The 17,152-nt window shown below is 57.0% G+C and carries 16 protein-coding genes; 6 read left to right on the plus strand and 10 right to left on the minus strand.

Annotated features, from left to right (window positions below):
* Positions 1 to 415: 415 nt before the first annotated feature.
* The 4 genes from EG886_RS04280 to EG886_RS04295 all read right to left on the minus strand — a co-directional run bounded on the left by EG886_RS04280 (position 416) and on the right by EG886_RS04295 (position 4,878).
* Positions 416 to 1,567 carry a S8 family serine peptidase gene (locus EG886_RS04280; protein WP_241154368.1) on the minus strand — a complete coding sequence of 384 codons (1,152 nt, stop codon included), beginning with the start codon at positions 1,565 to 1,567 and terminating at the stop codon, positions 416 to 418.
* A gap of 106 nt (positions 1,568 to 1,673) precedes the next feature.
* Positions 1,674 to 2,831, minus strand: a complete 1,158-nt coding sequence (locus EG886_RS04285) for a S8 family peptidase (RefSeq protein WP_124726980.1) — start codon at positions 2,829 to 2,831, stop codon at positions 1,674 to 1,676.
* 622 nt (positions 2,832 to 3,453) lie between these two features.
* Positions 3,454 to 3,645 carry a hypothetical protein gene (locus EG886_RS04290; protein WP_124726981.1) on the minus strand — a complete coding sequence of 64 codons (192 nt, stop codon included), beginning with the start codon at positions 3,643 to 3,645 and terminating at the stop codon, positions 3,454 to 3,456.
* Between the two features lie 78 nt (positions 3,646 to 3,723).
* A complete protein-coding gene (locus EG886_RS04295; protein WP_124726982.1) occupies positions 3,724 to 4,878 on the minus strand; it encodes a glycerate kinase in 1,155 nt (384 codons plus the stop codon).
* Positions 4,879 to 4,999: 121 nt separating this feature from the next.
* Between EG886_RS04295 and EG886_RS04300 the strand changes: the two genes are divergently transcribed.
* The 6 genes from EG886_RS04300 to EG886_RS04325 all read left to right on the plus strand — a co-directional run bounded on the left by EG886_RS04300 (position 5,000) and on the right by EG886_RS04325 (position 12,234).
* Complete coding sequence (locus EG886_RS04300; RefSeq protein ID WP_124726983.1) at positions 5,000 to 6,037, plus strand: aromatic acid exporter family protein; 1,038 nt, start codon at positions 5,000 to 5,002, stop codon at positions 6,035 to 6,037.
* 219 nt (positions 6,038 to 6,256) lie between these two features.
* Positions 6,257 to 7,408, plus strand: a complete 1,152-nt coding sequence (locus EG886_RS04305) for an acyl-CoA dehydrogenase family protein (protein WP_124726984.1) — start codon at positions 6,257 to 6,259, stop codon at positions 7,406 to 7,408.
* A gap of 32 nt (positions 7,409 to 7,440) precedes the next feature.
* Positions 7,441 to 8,307 (plus strand): 3-hydroxyacyl-CoA dehydrogenase family protein, encoded by an 867-nt coding sequence (locus tag EG886_RS04310; RefSeq protein ID WP_124728656.1) that lies wholly within the window; start codon positions 7,441 to 7,443, stop codon positions 8,305 to 8,307.
* Positions 8,304 to 9,455: a thiolase family protein gene (locus EG886_RS04315; RefSeq protein ID WP_124726985.1), complete on the plus strand. Its 1,152-nt coding sequence runs from the start codon at positions 8,304 to 8,306 to the stop codon at positions 9,453 to 9,455. Before EG886_RS04310 ends, EG886_RS04315 begins: the two co-directional genes overlap by 4 nt.
* Before the next feature lie 24 nt (positions 9,456 to 9,479).
* The gene (locus EG886_RS04320; RefSeq protein WP_124726986.1) at positions 9,480 to 10,586 is read left to right on the plus strand and encodes a CaiB/BaiF CoA transferase family protein; all 1,107 of its coding nucleotides are present in this window, start codon (positions 9,480 to 9,482) and stop codon (positions 10,584 to 10,586) included.
* 79 nt (positions 10,587 to 10,665) lie between these two features.
* Positions 10,666 to 12,234, plus strand: a complete 1,569-nt coding sequence (locus EG886_RS04325) for a M2 family metallopeptidase (protein ID WP_124726987.1) — start codon at positions 10,666 to 10,668, stop codon at positions 12,232 to 12,234.
* Between the two features lie 30 nt (positions 12,235 to 12,264).
* Here EG886_RS04325 and EG886_RS04330 read toward each other — a convergent pair whose 3' ends face one another.
* From EG886_RS04330 to EG886_RS04355, 6 genes are all read right to left on the minus strand, one after another.
* Complete coding sequence (locus EG886_RS04330) at positions 12,265 to 12,666, minus strand: hypothetical protein (RefSeq protein ID WP_124726988.1); 402 nt, start codon at positions 12,664 to 12,666, stop codon at positions 12,265 to 12,267.
* Between the two features lie 71 nt (positions 12,667 to 12,737).
* Positions 12,738 to 12,989 (minus strand): hypothetical protein, encoded by a 252-nt coding sequence (locus tag EG886_RS04335; protein WP_124726989.1) that lies wholly within the window; start codon positions 12,987 to 12,989, stop codon positions 12,738 to 12,740.
* 165 nt (positions 12,990 to 13,154) lie between these two features.
* The gene (locus EG886_RS04340; protein ID WP_164491645.1) at positions 13,155 to 14,105 is read right to left on the minus strand and encodes an ABC transporter permease subunit; all 951 of its coding nucleotides are present in this window, start codon (positions 14,103 to 14,105) and stop codon (positions 13,155 to 13,157) included.
* Positions 14,098 to 14,994, minus strand: coding sequence for an ABC transporter permease subunit (locus tag EG886_RS04345; RefSeq protein ID WP_164491646.1), 897 nt, complete (start codon positions 14,992 to 14,994; stop codon positions 14,098 to 14,100). Before EG886_RS04345 ends, EG886_RS04340 begins: the two co-directional genes overlap by 8 nt.
* 227 nt (positions 14,995 to 15,221) lie before the next feature.
* A complete protein-coding gene (locus EG886_RS04350) occupies positions 15,222 to 15,413 on the minus strand; it encodes a hypothetical protein (RefSeq protein WP_124726992.1) in 192 nt (63 codons plus the stop codon).
* A gap of 339 nt (positions 15,414 to 15,752) precedes the next feature.
* Entirely contained in the window at positions 15,753 to 17,135 is a 1,383-nt protein-coding gene (locus tag EG886_RS04355; RefSeq protein ID WP_124726993.1) for an RsmB/NOP family class I SAM-dependent RNA methyltransferase, read from the minus strand.
* Positions 17,136 to 17,152: the final 17 nt, after the last annotated feature.

Genomic DNA, 17,152 nt, shown 5'->3' on the forward strand with positions numbered 1-17,152 from the left:
CAACGTCCGATGCCCGCCGGAGATTTGATGTCGGCCTTTCGGCATCGACGAAACCGCGGACAAGCACTGTCCGGGAGTGTCATCTTCAACTCGTTCGACGGAGGGACTCATGCAATATTTGCCGAAGATCCTTGGAACCATCGCGCTGATCTTTTTTGCGGTGGGTGTTGTCTGGTTCATATTGAATGCATAGCCCGATGCGGGAGAAATCCCGTCACGCAAGCTGTCGGCACTCAGCCGACAGCTTTTTTTCTCATGCATGAAGGGGGTTGCCGGTCACAAGATGGAGCGGGGGTGGAAGATAAGAGGGGGTAGGGGTTTCCGGGTTCCGCAAATGAAAAATCGCCGGAGATGTTCCGAAAAACATCTCCGGCAACGGTTCAGGAAATTTTCGGACGGGTTTGGATCCGCTTCCTTAGTTGATCACCGCTCTGTACGCGTTGACTCTTTTGAAGGTCACTCCGGAGATGGGATCTCCGGTCGAAATGATGGTTTGTACGATATTGGCATTGGATCGTCCCTGTCCGGCGAGCAGTGCGGCCACTCCGGATACGATGCCGGCGGAATATGATGTTCCGCTGTAAGTCGCGTACCCACCTGGCACAGTGGTAGTGATGTTGACGCCGGGTGCCCCCACGTCAACCCAGGAACCGTAATTGCTGAACGAGCAAAGCGTGTCGTTTTGCGTGGTGCATGCCACCGCGATCACTTCCGGGTAAGCGGCCGGATAGGTAGGAGCAGTTGATCCACTGGCTCCGGCGGCCGCCACCAGCACGGATCCCTTGTTCCATGCATATTGAATCGCTTGTTGCAAGGCGGTGCTGCCAATGGAGCTGCCCAAGCTGATATTGATCACCTGGGCTCCCTGATCGGCGGCATACCTGATTCCGGCTACCACGTTTGCGACCGTTCCGCTGCCGCTGTTGTCCAATACGCGAACGGGAAGAATGGAGGCTCTGGGGGCCGTTCCGGCGATTCCCACGGCGTTGTGGGTGATGGCGGCGGCGACGCCGGCCACACCAGTGCCGTGTCCGTTTCCGTCTTGGGGAACGGCGTCATTGTCCACGAAGTCCCAACCACCGACAATCTTTGCCGCCAGATCGGGGTGGGTCAGATCCACTCCCGTGTCCACGATGGCAATTTTGATGCCGGGGTGGCTTTCCGTGATGTCCCAAGCTTTGGGTGCCTCGATTTTTTCCAGATACCATTGTGCAGAGAATTGGGGGTCATTCGGAGTCCCCAACGCATGGAGGATGTGGTTCGGTTCGGCGTATTCCACCAGCGGGTGTTTCTTCAGTTTTTCCAGTGTTTGCGCGGTCGTGCCGCGTGCCACCTTCACGACTTCAAATCCCGGCCCGTCGTATTTCCGGACGGTTTTTCCACCCAGAGCGCTCACGGCACTTTTGGCCGAAGTTGCGGAAACGCCGGCTTTCCATTTGACGATGATCTCATCCGGAACATCTTCGGCCGATTGCAGCGTTTCGGAAGGAGCGGCCAGGGAAATGGCGGGAACGGCGAGGACCAGACAGAGCAAGAAAAGAAAAAAAGTTGTGAACTTTTTCTTCAAGGTCTTCCCCTCCGAAATCATGTCTGAAACGATTCAGGATTTTGAAAAAACCGGCCCTCGGAAATCCGAAGGCCGGCTTTGACCACAGGCAAGCGGAGCGGAACAATCAGTAGTTGACGGCTTTGTAAGCGTTGATCCGTCCGTGGGTCCAGTAGGTTCCGGTACCGCTGATCTTGTCGGCGGTTTGCTCGATCGCAGCGCGGATGTTGGCAGCGGAACGACCTTGAGAGGCCAGCAGACCTGCCAGACCGGCCACGTGCGGAGCAGCCATGGAGGTACCGCTCAGATAGACATAGGAGCTGCCGATGTAGGTGGAGGCAATGTCGCTGCCGGGAGCGGCCACATCCACCCAGGAACCGTAGTTGGAGAAGGAGGATCTGGTGTCGCTGGAAGTGGTGGAAGCAACGGCGATGGCGTTGCTGTAGTAAGCCGGGTAGCTCGGAGCGGAGGTGTTGCTGTTGCCGGCTGCGGCCACCACGACGACTCCTTTGTTCCAAGCGTAGTTCACGGCATCTTGCAGCGTGGTGCTGCCGGAAGAACCGCCAAGGCTCAGGTTGATGACTTTGGCACCGTTGTCAGCGGCATAGCGGATACCGGATGCGACGTTAGCCAGCGTACCGGATCCGTTGGAGTCCAGAACGCGCACGGCGAGAATCCGCACGTTCGGAGCCATGCCGGCAATGCCCACACCGTTGTTGGTAGAGGCAGCCACGATACCGGCGACGTGGGTTCCGTGACCGTTGCCGTCGCTGGGATCGCCGTCGTTATAGACGAAGTCCCAACCTGCCACCACTTTGCCGGAGAGATCCGGATGGTTCATTTGCACTCCGGTGTCAATCACGGCAACCAGCACCGAGCTGCTTCCGCGGGTGACATCCCAAGCAGCCGGAGCCTGAACTTTTTGCGGTCCCCATTGATAAGCGGAGAAGTAGGGATCGTTCGGGATCCAGGTTGCATGGTAAATGTAGTTGGGCTCTGCATACTCAACATTGGGATCTTGCTTGTACTTTTTCACCATGGCATCAACGGATTGACCGTCGAATTTGACCACGGAATATCCATATTTCGTTGCTTGAGCGGATTTGGCACCTTTAGCGGCGTGGATCGATTGCATTTTGGCTGCCGTGACACCGGGCTTGAACTTGACGATCAGCTCACCCGGAGCATAAGCGGGAGCCGTCTGATCCGGAGCGGCAGACGCGACCGGTGTGACGAGCATCGCCAGAAGCACAAAGATGCTGAGCACACTGAAGAAACGCTTCATTGGCTATCCTCCTAATTAAATTTGATAGGCGTGAGACATTGCCCAATCGGCGGTTGGCCAATACCTGTCGGACGATCACCGACTTGGATCCGGCAACGCTACCGATCAGAACCCCCCCTTGCCTGTTGGTCTAAATGGATATTCGTTAAGAGGAAGATAATTTCCTTCTTGGCGAATAAAAAAATCGCAATTTTTTTTATTCCTGAATATTGGTGTTATTCCATTTTTGTTCAGGTCGTGCACTCAGGAAATAACTGGATCCGTGTGCTTCAAGTATTTTCGTGAAATGTGAATTTGCCGCATTGCTGTTTTGGGTTTTAAAAATTTTATCGATCAGGCATGTTGATAAAAGTTTTTAGACCCGAAGCTTCCTTTTATCAAGAAATTCCGATGAAAAAAGTGTGGATTACAAATAAAAAATATTGAAAATGTTTAGGGATCACTGATTTTTGGTCAAAAAAACTCACCGGGAGATTCATCCCGGTGAGTGTGTTGTCCTTGCCGACGTGATCGCCGGTGCTTTTTCCCGTCCGCCAACACTGCCGGGAAAAGGTCGGGCAGGTCATTCATGATGATTCGTTCTTTCCCGGCGGGGGAACCGAATCCACGGGTGGCGGGCGGGTCACATTTTGTACCGTTCCAGTTCTGCCTGGAGACGTGCAAGGTATTGAGCGGTGTCCCTCAATCGCTCCGGTGACACTTTTTCCGGATTGGCCAGCATTTCGTCCATGATGATCCGGGCTCTTTGATAGCTGGCCAGGAGAAGGTGGTAGTAGGAAATCCTGGCGGATGATTCGATGGTGGCCGTCTTCATGTCGGATCTCTCCCCGTCTTTCACTAACATTCATGATACCAGACAAGAAGATGGAGGGACATGAGGAAAAAGTCCGAATCAGCCCCGTTTTTTGCGGAGAGCGACGGAGCCTCCGATCTTGAGGGCGGCTCCGATCCGGGCGGCTGCCCGGCGGATCAACGTTTCCCCTTGTTTCATGGCTTCTTCGAGACACATGGGGCGGTCGGTGATCGGCATGATCATGTCGATGCCTTCCCCGGGGAGGGCAAAACATTCCGATTGGCCGGTGATCACCACAACCGGGGTGCCGTGTTTTTTGGCCATCCGTCCGATGGACACCGGCACTTTTCCGTAACGGGATTGCGCGTCAAACGATCCTTCGCCGGTGAGGACCAGATCGGCGCGGGCGATTTTTTCTTCCAGGCGCCCTTCGCGGGCCAGCCAGGTACATCCGCTTTCCATATCCGCGTCGAACAGGGTGCGCAGGCTGAACGCGATTCCGCCGGCCGCTCCGGAGCCCGGTTCGTTCCGGAGATCTTTTCCCGTCATTTCCGAAAGAAGGTCTGCCCAGCGAATCATCCCTTCTTCAAACCGGTTCATGTTTTCGGGGGTGACTCCTTTTTGCGGTCCGTAGACCCGAACGGCACCCTCGGGTCCCGTCAAGGGGTTGATCACGTCACAGGCCAGCAGCATGTCGGTTTTCCGCAACCGGGGATCCATGGAGTCCCGTTCGATTCGCCGGATTCGGCCCAGGTTTTCGCCCCGCCCGGAAACGATTCGGCCTTCTTCGTCCCGAAACCGGATCCCGAGGGCTTCCAAGAGGCCCGTTCCTGCATCGACCGTGGCGCTTCCTCCCAATCCGAGCACCAATTTCCCGGCTCCGCGATCCAGGGCATCCCGGATCAACAAACCGGTTCCGCGGGTGGACGCCAAGCCGGGATTCAACGCTTCGCCCTTGAGCAGGGGCAGTCCGGATGCGGCGGCGGTTTCGATCACGGCCGTTTTCCTGTCGGGAAACCATGCGTACGCTGCCTGGATCGGCCTGCCCAGCGGGTCTTCCGTCCACACGGTGATCCGCACGGAACCGGGCCACCGGAGAACGGCGTCCACCGTCCCTTCACCGCCGTCGGCCATGGGAAACAACTCCGTTTCCGCATCCGGGAACACCTCCCTGCAACCGGCCGCCATCGCATCGGCGGCCCGGGTTGCGGGAACCGAACCTTTGAACGAATCCGGAGCGATGAGAATTCGCATGATCTCAGACTCCTTATGACACAATGTTAACAAAAGCATCAAGATCTCTTGTCAGAGAATGTAATCATGATGTAATATAATGTATTTCATGAATGAATGAAAAGAGGTTTGGCATTCACTCATGAAAATCGGGGTTCGTGCGATCAAAACTGCTGTGGGTACCGCTTTGTCCATTGCCGTGGCTGAGTGGCTGGGATTGCGGTTTTACGTTTCCGCGGGGATGATCACCATTCTGGTCATTCAGCCGTCCCGTCGCCGTTCGCTTCAAACGGCGTGGGAGCGTCTGGTCGCCTGCCTGCTCGGCATCGCTCTGTCCGGATTGGTGTTTGAATCAATCGGTTATCACCCCATGGCCATCACGCTTCTGCTTTTGGCCCTCATTCCGATTTCGCTGGCCATCAAAGCGAAGGAAGGGATGGTGGCCGCGGCGGTGATCGTGTTCCATTTCTACTCGCTGAAAACCTTCAACTGGGACGTCGTGTTGAATGAACTCGCCCTGGTCGGCATCGGGATCGGGTTCGGAATGCTGGTCAACTTCTGGATGCCCCGGTTGGACAAAGAACTGAAGGCGTATCAGGAGAAAATCGAAGCCAACTTCCGGAACATTCTCCGCGAATTCGCCGCATACCTGCGCCAACCGGACCGTCATTGGGACGGACGGGAACTCGTGGAAACGGCCCGGTTGTTGCAAGAGGCCAAAGAGTTGGCTCTGCGCGATTACGAGAACCGCCTGCATCACACGGAATCGGATTTCTACCGGTATTTTGAGATGAGGCAACGTCAGTTTGAGATTCTGGTGCGGATCGCTCCCAGCGTCTCTTCCATCCAATCGTGTTGCGTTCAGGGGGAAGTGGTTGCCGGCTTTCTCGAACGTCTGGCGGAAGCGGTCCATCCGGGAAACACCGCCTCCGTCTTTCTGGAGGAGTTGGAGAACATCCGCAAAAAATTCCGGGCGTCCCCGCTGCCGGCCACGCGTGAGGAATTTGAAACCCGGGCGTCTCTTCTCTACTTCGTCAAAGAGATGCGCCGTTACCTGATCATCAAGCGGGACTTGCGGAAGCAGCTGGCATTGGAAGAAGAGAAGGAAAAAGAGAAAGACCCGCTGTTTGTGGCGGAACGCTTGGCCCGCAAATGGAAAAGAGCCGTGATGGGTCGTTGAGCGCAACCGGGTCGGAAAGAGGCGGTGCCACGTTTTTTTTTTGAAGATGTTCCGCGGGCGGCGGCAACCCGCCGGGCACGGTGTCCCGTCTCCGCTTGGTCATTGTGCGCATCGGGAGATGCGCTTTTTTTGTGCAGGAAAAGGACTGAAAAAGATGTATAAATGTAATTGTACAAAAAATAAATCTGTTTCGACGAATGGGTCGGAAGGAGGAATGGGGTGACTCGTCCGTATCTGAAAGAGGAACATGAGTTGTTCCGCAGGTCGCTGAGGCGCTTTCTTGAAAAAGAGGCCGTTCCCAGTGTCGACCGATGGGAACGGGAGGGGCTGATTCCCCGGTCTTTTTGGCTCAAGCTGGGGGCAAACGGTTTTCTCGCGCCGGGAGTGGAGCCGAAATACGGGGGTCTGGGCGCCGATTTCGGGTATTCCGTGGTGATCATCGAAGAACTGGAACGGGTCGTTTCCGGATTGCAGGGAGTGGCGTTGCACAACGAAATCGTCGTTCCTTATCTGCAACATGAGGGAACGGAGGTGCAAAAGAAACGCTGGCTTCCTTCTTGCGTGACGGGGCAGACGATCACCGCCATCGCCATGACCGAGCCGGGTGCCGGGTCGGACCTTGCCTCCATCCGGACCACGGCGGTCAAGGACGGAAACCATTGGGTGATCAACGGTCAGAAGACGTTCATCTCCAACGGCATTCATGCGGATCTGGTGATCGTCGCCGTGAAAACGGATCCACACGCCCAACCGCCTCACAGGGGCATCAGTCTGATCGTGGTGGAAGACGGCACGCCCGGCTTTGTCAAAGGAAGAAAGCTGGAGAAAATGGGGCTGCGCAGTCAGGACACGGCGGAACTGTATTTTGAAGACTGCCGTGTTCCCGTGGATCATCTCCTCGGTGAAGAGGGGCGTGGCTTTGCCGTCTTGATGAAGCACTTGGAACGGGAGCGGCTGGTGCTGGCGATCGGCGCGCAGACGGCCGCTGAGGAAATGCTGCGCATGACCGTGGAGTACGTGCGCCGTCGGGAAGCCTTCGGTCGTACGTTGGATCGCCATCAACATGTCCGGTTTCGGCTGGCTGAATTGGCCACCGAGGTGGAACTGGGCCGGACGTTTGTCGATCATGCGGTGACGGAATTCATCAGCGGTCGCCGACTCGGAAAGAAGGCCGCCATGGCCAAATGGTGGGTCACGGAAATGGCCAGGAGGTTGTCTGTCGAGTGCCTTCAACTTCACGGAGGATACGGATACATGGAAGAATACCCCATTGCCCGCAGGGTGCGGGACATCGCCGTGGCTCCCGTGTACGCGGGAACCACCGAAATCATGAAAGAACTGGTGGCAAGGGAATTGTTCGGAAATGATTGAATGAAGATTCATTCAGGAGGGATTGCATGAACATGGAGCGCATCGCCGTGATCGGTGCGGGATTGATGGGGAGCGGGATTGCCCAGGCATTGGCCATGGGCGGGAAAAACGTCCAACTCCATGATTTGTCGGATGTCGCCTTGCAAAAAGCGATGGATTCGATCCAAAGCAGCCTGTCCCGGTTCGTCAAATCGGGCAAGTTGTCGGAGGAGCAGCGGGAGGCGGCCCTGTCCCGGATCCGTCTGTTCCGGGAGCCGGAGGATGCGGTTCAAAACGTACAGTTGGTCATTGAAGCCGTGCCGGAAAATCTGAAGCTCAAACAGGAAGTGTTTCGGCGGTTGGACCGTTTGACACCGCCGGAGGTGATTCTGGCCACCAATACGTCGGAACTGAGCGTGACGGCGATCGCCTCGGCGACAAGCCGGCCGCAGCGCGTCCTGGGCATGCACTGGTTCCATCCGGCGCCGGTGATGAAACTGGTGGAAATCGTCCGGGGGGTTCGCACGTCCGATGAAACGGTGGAAGCGGTCAGGAAGCTGTCCGTGGACATCGGCAAAGAAACAGTCACGGTGAAAGACAGCCAGGGGTTCGTCACCTCTCGCGCCCTGGCCGCCCACATGATCGAATGCATGCGCATGTTGGAAGAAGGAGTGGCTACCGCCGAAGACATCGACAAGGCGATCCGTCTGGGGCTGAATTACCCCATGGGGCCGTTCGAACTGGCCGATTACGTGGGGCTGGACACCCTCCTGTTCGCCGCCGAAGGGATGGTTGAGGCATACGGAGACCGGTTCCGGCCGCCCCAAGTGTTGCGCAAGCTGGTGGAGGCCGGTCACCTCGGCAGGAAAACGGGGCGCGGGTTCTATGATTATTCCGGGGAAAAGGGAGGAAGGTCATGACCCGTGAAGTGGTGATCGTGGAAGCGGTGCGGACGCCGGTCGGGAAGCGGGGCGGCGTGTTTCGCATGGTTCACCCCGTGGAGCTGCTGGCCCCCGTGCTGAAAGAAACGGTGAATCGGGCGGGGCTGGAACCGGAGCGGGTGGAGGATGTGGTCACCGGTTGCGTGACGCCGATCGGGGAACAGGGCTGGAACATCGGCCGCCTCGCCGTGCTCAGGGCCGGATTTCCGATGGAAGTTCCCGCCGTGCAAATCAACCGGATGTGCGGATCCGGGCAGCAAGCCATTCACTTTGCCGCACAGGAAATTTTGTCCGGGGACATGGATACGGTCATCGCCGCCGGCGTGGAAAGCATGTCCCGGGTGCCGATGGGCAGTGACGGAGGGACTGATACCATACCTCCCGCCCTTGCGGCCATGTATGAATTTGTCCATCAGGGAATTTCCGCCGAACGGATCGCCGAGCGGTACGGCATCAGCCGGGAGGAAATGGACCGGTTTGCCCTCGAAAGTCACCGCCGGGCGCTCACGGCCATTCGGGACGGACGTTTTTCCCGGGAAATCATGCCGATGCAGGGGCATGATCCGGACGGAAAGGAGATCATGGTCCGACAGGATGAAGGACCGCGTCCGGACACCTCACCGGAAAGGCTGGCGGCCCTGAAGCCGGTCTTTCAGGAGGGAGGGAACATCACGGCGGGAAACTCCAGCCAGATGAGCGACGGAGCGGCAGCCGTCCTTCTGATGGAACGTCGTGTCGCCGAACGGTTGGGGCTTCGTCCCCGTGCCCGGATCGTGGCCCGGACCGTCGTCGGCTCCGATCCCACGCTGATGTTGGATGGGGTGATCCCCGCCACGCGCAAAGTGCTGGAGAAGGCGGGCCTTCAACTGGAGGACATGGATTGTGTGGAGATCAACGAAGCGTTTGCACCGGTGGTGCTTGCCTGGCAAAAAGCGCTGGATGCGGATTTGCGCCGCGTCAACGTGAACGGGGGAGCGATCGCGTTGGGACACCCGCTCGGGGCGACGGGGGTGAAACTGACGGTCACGCTTCTTCACGAGTTGGAACGGACGGGCGGGCGCTTCGGACTGCTGACGGTCTGCATCGGACACGGGATGGCCACGGCGATGATCATCGAACGAATCTGACGGGAAAAGGGGAGCCGGACACCCATGCTCACAGGGATTCGCGTGCTGGATTTCACCGTTTACTTCCCGGGACCGGTGGCGACGGGACGGCTTGCGGCCATGGGGGCCGAAGTGGTCAAGGTGGAGCCGCCGAAAGGAGATCCCGCCCGCCACGCCGGTGAACAATCCGGAGGAATCGGGATCCTGTTTTCGGCCAACAACCGCGGCAAGAAAAGTGTCAGGATCGATCTGAAACAAGAGGCCGGCCGCCGCCTGGCCCTTCGCTTGGCGGAACGGGCCGATGTGCTTCTGGAAAGTTTTCGGCCCGGCGTGATGGACAAACTGGGGCTGGGGTATGAGCAGGTATCGGCCGTCAACCCGGGCATCGTGTACGGGTCGTTGACCGGTTTCGGCCGGACGGGACCGCTGTCACGGCTGGCGAGTCATGACCTCAATTACCAGGCGTTGAGCGGGCTGTTGAGTCTTTTGACCGCGGACGGCAGCCCGGGGTTGCCCGCCGTCCAGCTCGTTGATCTGGTCGGCGGCCTGGCGGCGTCGGAACGGATCCTGGCCGCATTGATGGAGCGGGGGAAAACGGGGCGTGGTTCCCGTCTGGACATTTCCATGTTGGACGAAGCGTTTCGCTTGCTCCACACGCACCGTGAAATCCAGGCGGTTTCCGGATCCGGCAGGGGTCTGTCCCTTCTTTCGGGGGGAGCGGTGGCATACGGGGTGTATGAAACCAAAGACGGCGGGCATGTGGCACTTGCCGCCGTCGAACCCGTGTTTTGGCGCCGGTTTTGTGAAGCCGTGGGCAGGCCTGACTGGATCTCGCACGGCTGGTCACCGCAAACGAAAGACAATCCGGTGTACCGGGAGTTGTGCGAACTGTTCCGGGAACGGACCCGGGCCGAGTGGGCAAGCCTTGGGCTCCGGGTGGATTGTTGTCTGAGTCCCGTACTGGAAGTGGGAGAGCTCTTCCGGTATCCACCGTTTTCCGAACAGCCTCCCCGGGTGCCCGAAGCTTCCCTGCCGCCCGCTCCGGCCGTGCCCGGTCAGGATGCGGAGACGGTGCTGCGGGAATGGCTGGGAGAGGAGGAAGCGGACATCAGGCGCTTTCGGGATGAAGGGGCCTTCGGAACCACCGGTTGACGGGCGGCGGCGCGATGTCGGATGATGGAAGAACCTCCCGGAAACGGAGGGAATGACCCGATGGAAGGGAGAGAGGGACATGCACTCGTTTCTTGAACGGGAAAACCGGAAATTGAAGGAGCTTTACAACCCCTGGATGGAGGCGTACTGGCAAAAAAGCATCACCGGGGACGAAGAGTGGCGAAAAAAAGAGGAAGAGGCGGAGACGGCGTATCGGCGCTTGCTGGCGGACCCCGAAAGGTTCCGGACCATTCAGGAACTGCGGGCCCGGGCGAACCCCGGCTCCCTGGAACATCGGCAACTGGTGAGATTGGAGCTGGAGGCGACGGAAAACCGGATTCCGGATGATTTGCTTCAGCGAATCGTCCGGCTTTCCTCCCAACTCACCAGTGCGTTTTCCACGTTTCGCGGGGAGCTGGACGGCCGTAGGGTCACGGAAAACGATCTTCGCGAAATCCTGAAAACGTCCCGCGACCCGGAGCTTTGCCGGAAAGCTTGGATCGCCGGAAAACAAGTGGGCGCGGAAGTGGCGGACGGGCTCCTCGAGCTGGTGAAATTGCGCAACGAAGCGGCCCGGAGGCTGGGTTACGAGGATTATCATCACATGTCGTTCGCTCTCAGCGAGTTGGATCGCGATGAAATCTGGGATCTGTTTGACCGTCTCAAGGAACTGACCGATGAACCGTATCGCCGGGTCAAACGGGAAATCGACCGCGAACGGGCGGAGTGGTTCGGGATTCGGCCCGAGGACCTCAGACCCTGGCACTATCCCGACCCGTTTTTCCAGGAGGCTCCCGAGGTGAAGGGAGCCGATGTCACTCCTCATCTGCGGGGGAAAGACATCGTCGAACTGACCGTGAAGACATTTGATTCCGTGGGCATGGACATCCGGGACATTCTGGGGAGAAGCGATCTCTTCGAGCGGGAAGGCAAGGATCAGCACGCCTTCTGTCTGGATCTGGACCGCTCCGGTGACGTGCGGATCCTGTGCAATGTCCGGGAAGACCAGTACTGGATGGAAACGATGCTTCACGAGATCGGCCACGCCGTTTACGACAAATACATCGATCCGGAACTTCCGTTCATCCTGCACACCCCGGCACACATTTTCGTCACCGAGGCGGTTGCCATGTTCTTCGGCCGCATGGTGAAGCGGCGGGAATGGCTGAAAACGTTCCTTTTCCTGGAGGATCGCCTGCTGGACGAAATGGCCCCCGCCCTTGAGGCCACGGAACGTCGCCGGATGCTGATCTTTGCACGGTGGGTGATCACCTTCGTCCGGTTTGAGCGCGAACTGTACGCCAATCCGGACCAGGATCTGAACCATCTTTGGTGGAAGCTGGTTCGCGACATTCAGCTGGTTCAACCGCCGGACGGGACGGACGAACCCCACTGGGCCTCCAAGATCCACTTTACCGTGGCACCGGTCTATTACCACAATTATTTGCTGGGCGAGCTGACCGCCTCCCAGTTTGAATCGGCGATCCGCGATCGGACCGGTGGGAAGGTGTTCACCCCGGAAACCGGCCGCTTTTTCCGGGAACACATCTTCGCTCCCGGCGATCGATGGGGTTGGAGCGTCTTGATCGAACGGGCTACGGGGGAAACATTGAATCCGGAACATTTCGTTCGCCAGTTCGTGAAGTGAAAAAAACGCCCCGGGAGACCGGGGCGTCGTTCATGCTTTTCGGAAGGACATCACCAGGAGAGCGCCTCCAACGACGGAAGGAAGCCACATCAAATGGAAGCTTTGCAAGTACGGAACCAGCGGCGTGATCCCGTAGCCGGCGGTCATGAGCGGGTATTGAAGGGCAAACAGCAGAATCGGAACACATGTCACCCAAAACAGAGGCTGATGAAACGTCCATGTTCCCGGCTTGCTTCGTTCCCGCCACCAGTGGGGAGCAGCGATGAGCATGCCGAACAGGAAATGAAACATGTACTGACTGATCATCAATCCGAACAGTTCGAAAGTGATTTTGCTCCTGTTCACCGACCATTCCAACCACTCATTCCCGAAATGAAGCATCAATGCAATGACCGTCAGATAACCGACTGCGAGCCACCACTTGTTTTTCATGATCAGCCTCCCCGCATGAGTCCGTCAGTTCCTATGTTCCCGTCATCCATGAGAAATACGCCGCATGTTTGTCAAGTTCCTTTCCGGGCGCGAATGCTGATTTTGACCGAGCCGGCGGACGGTGAGGAATCCCCCCGTTCTTCCTCCGCCTCTTCCCGTTCCGCGGGCACGTCTTTGCCTGTACCGGCATTCTCCGTTTCCTCTTCTTCCTCCTCAAAAAAATGGCTCATGAACATCCATTCGGGCTGAATCATGCCCATGGCCACCGGCGTGTAGGGAAGATATCTGGGCCATCCGGTGTCCTTTTCGTCCCGCTTGCTCATTCCGAAAGCCCCTCCTTCGGCGGGATCGGTTCCCTTCGGACAAACGGGGCATCATCCCGATTGTCGGAGATTGTCGTCTCTCTATCCTACGTAAGCAGGATGGAGAACTTGCATGGAGAGATCCATCGGGAAAGCCACGGAAATTTCACGGGGAGAATTGCTCCGTCAGATATGGGGGTATTTGCCGTACAACTCCCGCCACCTTGACTCCAGTCCCTTGTGAAGGAAAGAAAAAGACATCAAGAGAAAGAAATAGGCCAGCAGCGGAATCCACACCAGGAAGGGATAAACAAACACCCACGTTTTGTTTTGCCCGATCAGCCCCACCCACTCGAAACTTTTCGACATGTCATAGAAAACCCCTGAAAACAATTCTTCTATGTGTGTCCCTCCCAGATAGATTTCGAATATGCTCAATTGTCCCAGCGTGTTCAACACGATGATCATGTCTTGCATGAAGAGGATGGCGATCCGTTCCTTCAGCATGGGCAGCAGATGTTTTCGGATGAGCCAACCCTTTGAGGCCCCCATCGTCTTGGCGGCCAGGATCGACAGACGCCCTTTCAGCTCTTTGGTCAGTTCGGAAACGGTGGAAGCGATGGGGGCCACGCCAAACAAGGCGATGACGATGCCCTGAAGAATCGTGAGTTCCAACAGCGGCCAGCCCATTTGTGGTTTGAGAATCCATACCAACAGAAAAATTGGAGGAATTCCCGCCAACAATCCGGAAACGGAGAACAGCCTTTTCTCTTTGTTCCGGGGAGCTTCTTCCATGTCAGCGCCTTTTTTCGTCCACATTCCCATGAGGAGCCCGATTCCCCCGCCGATCCCGACCCGGAAGAGGGAAACGATGAGCACAAAGAACAAGGTGAACTTCAAACCGTGAAGCATCAGGGTCAGCAAATCTCTTCCCTTTTGGTCCTTTCCCAGCCAGTGCTCCGCGTAGGGGGGTTCCGGTGCGGGGATGGGTTTCCCGTTGACAATACGGACCGGTTCCTCGTAGGAAAGAGAATAAGGAGCGATCCAGGGAGCCAGCAAGGCAATCAAAGCGAGCAAACAGAGAAGGCATCCCCCGAGCCACAAGAACAGGCGACCGCTCCGCCGTTTTTCAATCATGGGCATACCTCCGTTTCAGAGCGGCGATGACCCCTTTCATGGCGAGGTACAGAAGCAGATAAACCATGATCAACGTCAGCAAGTGGTTGACCCTGGTGGCGTAGCCAGACCACACATATTCGGAAAACAAAAAGCGCGTGATTCCCGGACTGTTGAACAGAACCTCAACCACGATCATGTTTCCCGTCATGAAAGCGGACAGACGGTACAAGTCCGACTCAATGACCGGAAGCACATTCCGGAGAACATGCCGGGGATAAATGGTCCGTTTTGCAAGGCCTTTCGCTTTTGCGGTCCGTATGTAATCTTCGGTCAGGATTTGATAGACCGTTTCCGCAACCTGCTTGACCACATACACAAACGGGACATAGAAAATTGTCAAAAAAGGCAGGAAATAAGCAATGTCCGAGTGCGTTGAATATACTTCAGCGATCAATACTTCCGTCTGCTTGTAAATAAAAACCACCGACAGTTGAAGGACAAAGGCCACCGCAAAATCCGGCACCGATACCAGAAAATCCAGGATCTGGCGGATCCATCCTCCGGATTTGGCCAACAAGAATCCAACGATCAACCCCGAGAGCAACGCCAATGTTCCGGCAAACGACAAATTGGCCGCGGAATACAGGAACAAAGGAGACATCTCTTTGAAATAGCTGCGCAGTTCCGTTGTCGGATCCATTCCACGAAAATCAAGGAAGTGTTCATAATAAAAGCTCTTTCCGTCCGCGATCCCCGTTACATATCCCCTCATGTCACCGAGCACGTTGTGTAGGGTGGCTTCCGCTTTGGAAGGATCGATCACGATCTGAACGAGATTCGGCAAGGCGGCGATACAGAGCACCAAGCAAAAACAAATGATCAATGTCACAATCGCTCGGATCCACACGTGTGCATTCTCCTCTGACAGATCCATTTCATTTCACGGATCAATTTTTCGCCTCGAATCCAGTGACCTGACACCCGCCGCATCCGTCAAAGAAAGTAGTCATGGTAAGCGACAACCACGATGATCACCGACAGACCGAAGAACACCACCGCTCCCGCCAGGATCGGATTCCAGAAGATTCTCTTCTCTTCATGCTCCAACTTCATTCCGATGGCAGCCTGGAGGTTTCAATTGACATTGACGGAAAAGTAGCCGCCTTTGCCGCTGAAGAAGGAGACGAATGCCAGGCAGATGACGGCGACGAAAAATACAATCTCTTCAAACAACATGGAAAACACCTTGCCGACCCACCAGGTCAACCCCAACTCCGCCAGAACGGTCACCAATACCCAACTCATGTATTTGGCGGAAAGTTTCACGCTTCGACCTCCTCGATGACCGAAATTTCGGGATTTCATGAATAGTTTACGGGATATTCCATATAGCTGGCAAATATTTTCTGTCGTTTTCGTATCAAGAGATTTGCTCGCACTGAACCACTCTCCAATCGTCGTCTGATTCGATTCGGGAGATTCCGGATTCACCGGAGCGCTCCGGTGGCATCCGTTCTCTTTGCAGACCGTTTCACCCTTTTCCAAAGGATCCACTTCCGTAGAAGCATCGCACGCTCGCCGGAAATGTTTCTTCCACCAAATCTTTCCGATGAAACGCAAACACCCCGCTTTATGCCGAAAACCGGCAAGAGGCGGGGTGTTTGATCAGTAACGGTCCAATCTGAGACCTTTGGGGTAATGGTTTTTCAGGAGACCTCCGGAGATTTTGGCCCATCCCAGCGGAAAACCGTCCACGGTGACCACGGCCCATCCTTTGTCCTGCGTGGATGTCAGGGTGTCGCCCCGCAGATACCGGATCAGCTCGGGGTCCTCGACCGAATAATCCACGGTGCGCCATACCTGGTCGGGGTGGATGGACAACGCCAGCGCGTGGGAGGGAATGAACCGGCCTTTTTTCACCTGTCCCAGCCAGCGACCCGGCCATTCCACCCGGATTCCTTTGATCGAGGGAAAATCGGGAGGCATCAGGTAAAGGTGTTCGCCGAACAGAACGAACGGTCCGTTGAGCAGTTCGGCATCCCGGAACGTGTCCCGCAGGAAATCGCGGAAGACGGCGAGAGCCTTCCCTTGAAGACGCTCCGGCTTGCCCGGCTTGCGCCGGGTTCCTTCCGGCCCGTCCGTCTTCTCCAGCACGGCCACGAAATGACCTTCCCCTTTCAGGTGATGGGGCCAGAGGCGGGCGGTCTGCGACAAGTCTCCCCGGCCGCCGTCCACCCAATCGGGCCGGCCCGGTCGGTAATGGGCGGCTTGGGGAACGGGGCGAACCGCAAATTCCGGATGCTCCCGGAGAAAAGACTCAATGATTCCTTCGTTTTCCCGCGGATTGAACGTGCAGGTGGAGTAGACCAGGCGTCCGCCGGGTTTCAGCATGGGAGCCGTTTGCCGCAAGATGTCCAGTTGCAACTCCGCCGATTTTTCCACCAGCTTCGGGCTCCAACGTTTCATCACGTCGTCGTCCTTGCGGAACATGCCTTCCCCCGAGCAGGGAGCGTCCACCAGGATCCGGTCAAAAAAGCCGGCGAACCGTTCCGACAGCCGGGCGGGATGCTCATTCAGCACCACGGCGTTGGCAACGCCGCAGCGCTCGAGGTTTTGGGTGAGCACTTTCACCCGGTCCCGGTCGATCTCGTTGGCGACCAACAACCCCTTTCCCTGCATGCGGGCGGCGATTTGCGTCGTTTTCCCGCCGGGGGCGGCGCACAGGTCCAGAACCGTTTCACCGGGTTGCGGATCCAGCGCTTCCGCCGGACTCATCGCGCTGGGATCCTGGATATAGTAAAGTCCGGCGGCGTGATACGGGTGTTTTCCCGGTTTGGCATCAGGCTTCAGATAAAAGGCTTCCGGGCACCACGGCACCGGATCCGTGGTGAACGGAACCCGTTTGCTCAATTCATCCGGGCGGATCTTCAACGTGTTGACCCGAAGACCCCGCCACGGTTCTTCTTCATAGGAACGCAGGAACTCCGGAAATTCCTCCTTCAACAATTCCTGCATCCGCGTCAGAAAAGCTTCCGGTAGCGAGACCATGCGTTTCCTCCTTCGAT

This window comes from Staphylospora marina (assembly GCF_003856495.1).
GTDB lineage: Bacteria > Bacillota > Bacilli > Thermoactinomycetales > Thermoactinomycetaceae > Staphylospora > Staphylospora marina.